Origin of the sequence: Dolichospermum sp. UHCC 0352 (genome assembly GCF_009711925.1) — a bacterium.
In the GTDB taxonomy this organism is placed as follows: Bacteria; Cyanobacteriota; Cyanobacteriia; order Cyanobacteriales; family Nostocaceae; genus Dolichospermum; species Dolichospermum lemmermannii.
On record NZ_VIKY01000080.1, the window covers coordinates 1 to 7,878 of the forward strand.

A 7,878-nucleotide genomic window follows, 5' to 3' on the forward strand; every position below is an offset into this window, starting at 1 on the left:
TTTATCTTCCAAATGCTTCGCCCCTACTGACAACTGACAACTGACCAATCAAAATGAAAGACAAATTATTAAACTGGCTCAACTTAATCTTAGTCGCTGATGTTTTTTTAGTGATTTTAGGTTTTGCGTGGCTTGTTATAGCCGTGATTGGTGATGCTTCGGGAATCAATTTAGGTTTAGATTTGTGGCACAAACTCTGGATGCCAGTATTTAATCCTGCTATTGGTATATTGATGGGTGGTGCGCTATTTAGTGGCATTATTAGTTGGGTATCTAAGAAACTGACCAAAAATGAGTTGTCGTGAATTTTACTCATTTTCAAATAGCTGGATTAATCGGCTGAAAGGGTTTAGCAATGCTTATTGGTGTCAACTTAACGTAAAACCCATAGCCCGACTGGGAATGATAGCGCAGCGTGGCGTAAGCCATATTCCTTGTCTAATAGCGTAAGTCATCTAAAGATGACTGAATACTAGGAAAATGTATTAGTCCGTTTTAACGGACTTGATCTATTAGACAGGGAATTTATTCCCTGGTGGGTGTGGAACCCAAACAAATAAGCCACTTGTACTGAGCTTGTCGAAGTATCTGTAGCCTAAGTTGACACCAGTAAGCATTGCTAAACCCCTACAAATAATCCACAACAAATAGAAAGCCCAGACATAACAATTAATTTGATTGATAATCTTGACAACCAATTGCTTCTTCTGTATTCGCAATGTATGGATTTACTGTACATTTAAGACGATAATTATTAGTAAAAAATTGGCAATTAGGACAGGGGATTTTGTGCATTTCTTGAGCAATTTTAACAGTCTCTTTTGTTGCTGTCCATAAATTCAAAAATACCAAAACCATCACAGTCCAAGATGTGATAAAGCAAATCGGAATCAAGAATGCTTTTATTCCCTGAATTAGAAAAGATATAAAATTCAACATGGCAATTTATAAAATAAGTGAGGAGTTAGAAATTAATATAACTCCTAACTCCTCATTGCTCACGTCTAGCTGAAGATATATTCAATTAAACGCCAGCGTGACCTAATGCAATACCTGTTACCAACATTCCCAAAACCAAAAACGGTTGGGCGCTGGCTTGATATTTGACATCATTGGCTATGGGATCACGGAGAAAATACATATCTTGGAAAGTGATTTGGGGAATGATTAATAAGACGAGAATTGCTGCATATAAATTCTCGTGAATACTCACCAAATAACCTGCCACCAAACCTTGAAATAAGTCAATCATGACTACACAAATCAAAGCCGCAGTTTGGATGCCAAACATAACTGGTAATGATTGTAGTCCTAATTGGCGATCGCCTTCCACACTCTTAAAATCATTGACAATGGCAATACCCAAACCAGCCAAACTGTAGAATAGAGTCAGAATCACAATTTTCCAATTCAATTCTCCAAATAAAGCATGACCAGCCCACCAAGGTAAAGCAATGTAACTTGCACCCAAAGCATAATTTCCTAACCAACCATTTTGTTTTAATTTCAATGGTGGTGCAGAATAGATATAGGCGATAAAAGTCCCAAAAACGGACAACATTAAAACAGTAGGAAATTGATGACCTGCCCATAAATCTAAGGTATAAGCCACCCCACATCCTAATAATAGTAAAAGCACGAATTGGCTAATTACTTGCTTTTCAGAAATTCTCCCCGAAGGTATGGGACGGTAAGGCTCATTAATCGCGTCAATTTCTCGGTCATAATAATCATTGATGGTTTGGGTATAACCTGTCAACAAAGGACCAGAAAGCAACATACAAAGGGCAGACTTCAAAACATTTTCTAAAGTCCAAGTGTAGTTACCAGAAGAAGCCGCACCGCAGACCACACCCCAAATTAGGGGAATCCAGGTAATCGGTTTCATCAATTGCAAGCGAATTTTCCAAATGGAAGTTTCCCCAGCACTTGCACCTTTCATTCCCAGCAATTGCCGAGTTTTCGCATTACGGTCTTCTGCAATTGTGACTTCTGGATTTGTTGATTCTATAGCCTCATTCGGCTGAGAATTTGGGTCAATGGGAGTTGATTCAGACATAAGGGGTAATGGTAATTGGTAATAGGTGATTGGTAATAGGTAATGGGTAATTGGTAATTATTGCCCAGTCACCAATCCCCAGTCCCCAATCCCTAAAAAGAAATTATCAAATAACTATTTTGAAACTTTGCACCAGTTACAGGTTTACCACTTAAAGCCGGGGGGAGGAAGATATTACGTCTTTGATCTCCGGCTTCTACTGTGACTTCTGGTCCCTGTTGAGTAAGTTTTACCTGTTTTTTGTCGAAACCAGGTAAAAATAAGCGGACTTGGCGATTATGTACGTCAATTTCAATTGGTTGGTTAGCTTGTAATGCTTGCTCAACAAAGTTGGGTAAAGCATCTATCAGAGGTTGCCATTCCCCCTGGGAGACATCAGGAACTATGCTCACAGGTAGAGGTGCAAATTCCTGGGATAAGTTAGTATTTTCTCCATCAGCAACTAAGATTGCTCCACCAACAGTTAAACCAATTTGTTGGGCGCTTCCCCACAGATAGCGGGAATTTGCCACATCAATGGGTTCTGATGTTGTCACCAAAAAAGCGGCAACTCGCTGGGGATTAGCTAAAGCAGCTTTACCTTGTTCGAGAAAATTATTAACTTGGTTAGTGGGTTGAGAAAAATTATCAGCAGTCCAATTAATATTAAAAAGACTGCTAATTAAAGGTTGAATTAGGGGAGATTCGGTAATTGTTTTCCCTAAATCGGAATTTACGAACAATTGCCTAAATCGTCTCATATACCAACTTAAAGATTCTGGCATTCCCAACATTCGCAAGCTGGCAGCATCGCCTGTGCCATCATAGATAATCGCGTCATATTTGCCACTGGCATCATATTCACGAATCGCATTGAGAGCAAGGGCGTTGTCCATACCTGGTAATACCACCAGTTCCTGCCCATAAACCTCTTTCAAAATCGGTGTGCGGAGGTATTGAGCCTCCAATTTTTTCACTTCGTCCCAGTTGCGTTCTAGCAGTACAGATGCTTGAAACTGTACTGCTTGTAGATTAGGAGAGATTTCCTGGGGGTCAGGAGTCAGAGTAGTATTGAGTAGAATTGGCAATGTTGGATCTGCTAGTCCTGCTAGAAGTACCCTTTTGCCTTGTGTTGCCAAACTAATGGCTGCGGCGATCGCTATCTTACTGCGAGCGATGCCGTTTTTGCCCAAAAATGTCAGTATCAAGGCCATTACTCAATTTCCAATTTTGCCGATCTTTTCAATAACAACTTAGCACTTAACCAATCTTCTTAGCCTCTACTGTAAGTTGTTTTGACTAGGCTGGTTTGATTTCATCTTCAAAAAACCAGGTGGAGAAGTTGTCATCAAACTTAACTACCACACCGATTCCCGCCCCGTCAGTGACTTTGTAGCCAGAGATCGTGCCAACTTTTCCCAGTTTTTGAGCGATAGTAGAGGATACGCGATCGCGCAAACGAATCACCTTAACTTTCTGTCCGATGTCCATGATCTAGTTACAATAAAATAATCCAAATCTCAGTGTAGCGGAATCTGTCACTTACCCACCATTAATTAACCCCCAGACTTAAATTATTCATCAGTCTGAGGGCAATTTACCAACAAGAGATGCTCCTAAATCAGTGTATTAATCGCCGAAGAAGAAGCTACACCATTTTGCGAATCATTGTTAGTTGATTGCTGTGGCTGGGTTTCTTCCTGTACACCTCGCATCTTAATTAACTTAATAGCCCGGTTCACACTTTCTGGCAAAACTACCACCAGACTACCATCAGGAGCCATGTCCAAGGCTTTGTTAATAGCTGTGGTTTCATCCAAAATTGATTCAAAGCGGTAATTAGGCTTAACTTGGGTAATGCCTTGAATAATCAAATCTGAAGCTGAACCACGAGGTCTACCTCTAGTATCATCATCTTCTTTAATAATAATGTAGTCAAAGATATCTGCTGATAACTTACCTAGAGTCACAAAATCTTCATCACGGCGATCGCCCGGACCACCAATCACACCAATGCGCTGTCCCGTTGTCCAATTCCGAACAAATGACCCCAAAGCCTCATAACTAGCCGCATTGTGGGCATAATCTACCAAAGCATGGTGTTTACCCAAATTAAACAAATTCATCCGTCCTGGGGTCTGACTCACAGAAGCACGGAAGCCTCTTAAACCAGCCCGAATTTGCTCAATGGTGACATCTTGAACAAAAGCCGCCAAACTAGCAGCTAAAGCATTAGCAATCATAAATGGCGCTCTTGCACCCATTGTCAAAGGAATATTTTCTGCTCTTTCGATGCGGTGCGTCCAATCACCTTTGACAATAGACAGATAACCATGTTCATAGACTGCGGCCACTCCACCCTGTTGAATATGTTTCCGTACCAGATCCGAGTCTGGATTCATGGTAAAGTAGGCAATATTTGCCTTAGTCTTTTCTGCCATCGCTGCAACCCGGTGATCATCGGCATTGAGTACCGCATAACCATCAGGAAAAACAGCCTCAGCAACTACACTTTTGAGATGGGCTAATTGTTCAATAGTATCTATATCGCCGATGCCCAGATGGTCAGCAGACACATTTAATACCACACCTACATTAGCATTTTCAAAACCCAACCCAGAGCGGAGAATCCCACCGCGAGCCGATTCCAATACCGCTACTTCTACGGTTGGATCTTGAAGGATAACATGGGCGCTTTGAGGACCTGTATTATCTCCTGATTCTACTAAGAAATCACCGATATAAGTACCGTCTGTAGTTGTGTAGCCTACTACTTTACCAGTTTGCTTATAGATATGTGCTAACAGGCGGGTAGTGGTGGTTTTACCATTTGTGCCTGTGACAGAGAGCAGAGGAATCCGTCCAGATTGTTCATTGGGGAACAGCATATCCATGACCGCACCAGCGACATTGCGGGGGATACCAATGCTGGGGGCGACGTGCATTCGGAAACCAGGGGCGGCATTGACTTCGACAATTACCGCATCTACTTCTCGGAGCGGACGGCTAATATCGGAAGTGACAATATCTATCCCAGCTACATCTAAACCGATGATTCTCACTACCCGTTGTGCTAACCATATATTTTCCGGGTGAATTTCGTCTGTGCGATCTACAGCACTACCACCTGTACTCAAGTTGGCTGTAGCCCGCAGATAACACATTGCTCCCTGGGGTGGCACACTATTGATGGTGTAGCCTTGTCTATCTAGGAGTTGATAGCTGGTACGGTCTAGTTCAATCTTAGTTAAGACATTATCATGACCTTCACCGCGATTGGGATCTTGGTTTGTTTCTTCAATTAGCTCTGTAATCGTAGATTTGCCATTACCCACGACATGGGCGGGGATTCTCTCCGCTACAGCAACTACCTTGCCATTAACTACCAATACCCGATGATCTCGTCCTACATAATATCTTTCCACAATCACTGAACGAGAAACCTGTCTAGCCATTTCATAAGCGGCTTCTGCGTCTTCCCAATTACGGATATCAATGGTAATACCCCGGCCATGATTACCATCTGAAGGTTTAATCACGATGGGATAACCACCAACATATTCAACGGCTTCCTCTAAATCATCAAAGAAATTGATAACTGTCCCTCTAGGAACTGGAACACCGTTGGCATCGAGAATCCGTTTAGTAGCTTCTTTATCACCAGCTAGTTCGACACCAAGAATGCCTGTGTTATTGGTCATTGTGGCCTGAATCCGTTTTTGATGGATACCATAGCCCAATTGAATTAAGAATCTAGCTGGTAAAGGCATCCAAGGAATACCTTTTTTCTCCGCTTCTTTGATAATAGCTTCTGTTGAAGGTCCTAGCGAAGCATCACGCCAAAAGTCTTTCAGGTCTTGAACATCTTGCTCTAGTTCGGCTTTGGGATAACGTCCCCGGTCAATAATACTTTGACATAGCCTGACTGCTGCCCGTGCTGCATAGCGACCCGCCTCTTCATTTAGGTACTCAATCACTACCTGATAAATTCCAGGTGTGACAGTTTCACGGGTGCGACCGAAACCTACGTGCATTCCCGCTAATTCCTGGAGTTCCAAGGCTACGTGTTCCACTATATGACCCATCATGGTGCCTTCTCGCACCCGCATCAGAAAACCACCCCGACAGCCAGGGGAGCAGTAGTGACCCTCTAGGCTGGGGAGAGCCTCTACTAATCCTTCATAAAAGCCAGGGATTTCATTAGAGGGCGTTTCGGCAAGATTTTCTAAATCTAGGCGCATGACGATCAGCTTGTGCCGTCGAATGCTCCAGTAATTTGGGCCGCGTAAGGTCTGGATCTTGAGGATTCTCATGGGAATAGGTAGATGGAGATTCGGAACCAAAATTCTAGTTTCTTACTGGAATTGACCGCTAAACTGTTCATGTCAAACAGTTTTTTATGATTAGATATTATTTATCTAAAATCTGAAAACAGGAAGAAATCAGAGCGCGGTCAAATCATTGTCATCTGAGATACTCTATACCGTCAGCTAGAGATGCGATGCACAGCAGGTAAAACAGTACGTTGGTAAAGATGGAAGCGATCTCCGTAACTGAGGATATGTAGTCTTAAATTATGTAAAGTTAAGGGTTCGTTAGCACTAACATTGGGTTCATTGGTGTGGGTAAGTTCTGTAGGATCAACAATGGTGACACTGCCTTTGCCCATAACTTGTAACCAACCATCTCGTTCAAACACAGCACAGGTGTCTTCGTCAATACCAATGCCCAGTCTATCAGGGTGAGCGGCGATCGCACTAACTAATCTCCCCATGCGATTCCGGTTATGGAAATGTTGGTCAACGACAACTTCAGGAATGAATCCTAAGCCTGTTGCCATATCCACTAGAGAACGATTGGGGGTTTCACCACTGCCACCACCTGCGATCATGTGATGTCCCATGACGGCTGCTCCAGCACTTGTTCCTGCTAAAGTCAGTTGTCCGGCTCTCACCCGCTGGCGGATAATTTCCATTGCTGGTGTGTCGGAGAGGACTCCACAAAGACGCAGTTGGTCTCCTCCTGTCAAGAAGACACCACTACAGGCTTCGAGGGATGCTTTAATCTCCGGATTTTCGCATTGTTCCCGTTCCCGAATGTCTAAAATTTCAACCTTCTCCGCACCCATTTCTTCAAAAATGCGAACGTACCTACCAGCAATAATGGCAGGCTCACGGGAGGCTGATGGAATTATTGTAATATACGCCTTGTTACCACCAGCACGAACAAAAAAAGTTCTCAGAATTTCTCGTCCATGAACTTTATCTTCTGCGCCTCCGATAACTAGTACGGCGGTTTTAGTAGCTTGGGGTGTCCTCATTTCCAGCGATTTAACTTCTAACTGCGGCATTGTGTTTCTGCTTGAGGGAGTCAACAACTTCAGGTTAATTCAACAAGGGTTGCTACTTGTTAATTTTCGCCTTTTGCTTTAATGAGAGGACACTGCTTGACGCACACGATGCCTCAATTTTCTCATGTCCGTCATTCTCATGGCCAGCATCTTGTTTTTTACCTATCTACTTTTCCAGCCGGGAATTATAGTGCTAAATTAACTATAATTCCCTTCTGGATTTAGGTTTTAGTCGGCCTTGACACTCTTACTTCTGAGCTTGGCTAGATGCATCCCGGAAGTTGTTAACTTTGGTGGGATTATTAATTTAAATTTAGTAGTGACAATATTTAAACATAAATCAAGTAACTAGAAAAACTTTTGATCTCACTTGGAAACAGGAAACAGGAAACAGGAAACAGGAAACAGGGAACAGGAAACAGGGAACAGGGAACAGGGAACAGGGAACAGGGAACAGGGAATAGGGAACAGGGAACAGGGAACAGGGAAC

At 42.8% G+C, this 7,878-nt stretch carries 7 protein-coding genes; 1 reads left to right on the forward strand and 6 read right to left on the reverse strand.

Annotated features, from left to right (window positions below; all coding sequences use genetic code 11):
* Positions 1 to 53 precede the first annotated feature (53 nt).
* Positions 54 to 305, forward strand: a complete 252-nt coding sequence (locus tag FJR06_RS05320; protein ID WP_015079850.1) for a hypothetical protein — start codon at positions 54 to 56, stop codon at positions 303 to 305.
* Positions 306 to 669: 364 nt separating this feature from the next.
* Here the strand turns inward: FJR06_RS05320 and FJR06_RS05325 are convergent, their stop codons facing one another.
* The 6 genes from FJR06_RS05325 to FJR06_RS05350 form a co-directional block, all read right to left on the reverse strand.
* Positions 670 to 939 (reverse strand): hypothetical protein, encoded by a 270-nt coding sequence (locus tag FJR06_RS05325; protein WP_015079849.1) that lies wholly within the window; start codon positions 937 to 939, stop codon positions 670 to 672.
* Positions 940 to 1,024: 85 nt separating this feature from the next.
* Positions 1,025 to 2,059 (reverse strand): chlorophyll synthase ChlG, encoded by a 1,035-nt coding sequence (gene chlG / locus FJR06_RS05330; protein ID WP_015079848.1) that lies wholly within the window; start codon positions 2,057 to 2,059, stop codon positions 1,025 to 1,027.
* Between the two features lie 92 nt (positions 2,060 to 2,151).
* Positions 2,152 to 3,252: an ArsA family ATPase gene (locus FJR06_RS05335; protein ID WP_015079847.1), complete on the reverse strand. Its 1,101-nt coding sequence runs from the start codon at positions 3,250 to 3,252 to the stop codon at positions 2,152 to 2,154.
* An 85-nt stretch (positions 3,253 to 3,337) separates the two neighbouring features.
* Positions 3,338 to 3,529, reverse strand: a complete 192-nt coding sequence (locus FJR06_RS05340) for a DUF2862 domain-containing protein (RefSeq protein WP_041457884.1) — start codon at positions 3,527 to 3,529, stop codon at positions 3,338 to 3,340.
* A 125-nt stretch (positions 3,530 to 3,654) separates the two neighbouring features.
* Entirely contained in the window at positions 3,655 to 6,351 is a 2,697-nt protein-coding gene (gene cphA, locus FJR06_RS05345; RefSeq protein ID WP_015079846.1) for a cyanophycin synthetase, read from the reverse strand.
* 173 nt (positions 6,352 to 6,524) lie between these two features.
* On the reverse strand, positions 6,525 to 7,388 hold the full coding sequence (locus FJR06_RS05350) for a cyanophycinase (protein WP_015079845.1): 864 nt from the start codon (positions 7,386 to 7,388) through the stop codon (positions 6,525 to 6,527).
* Positions 7,389 to 7,878 lie beyond the last annotated feature (490 nt).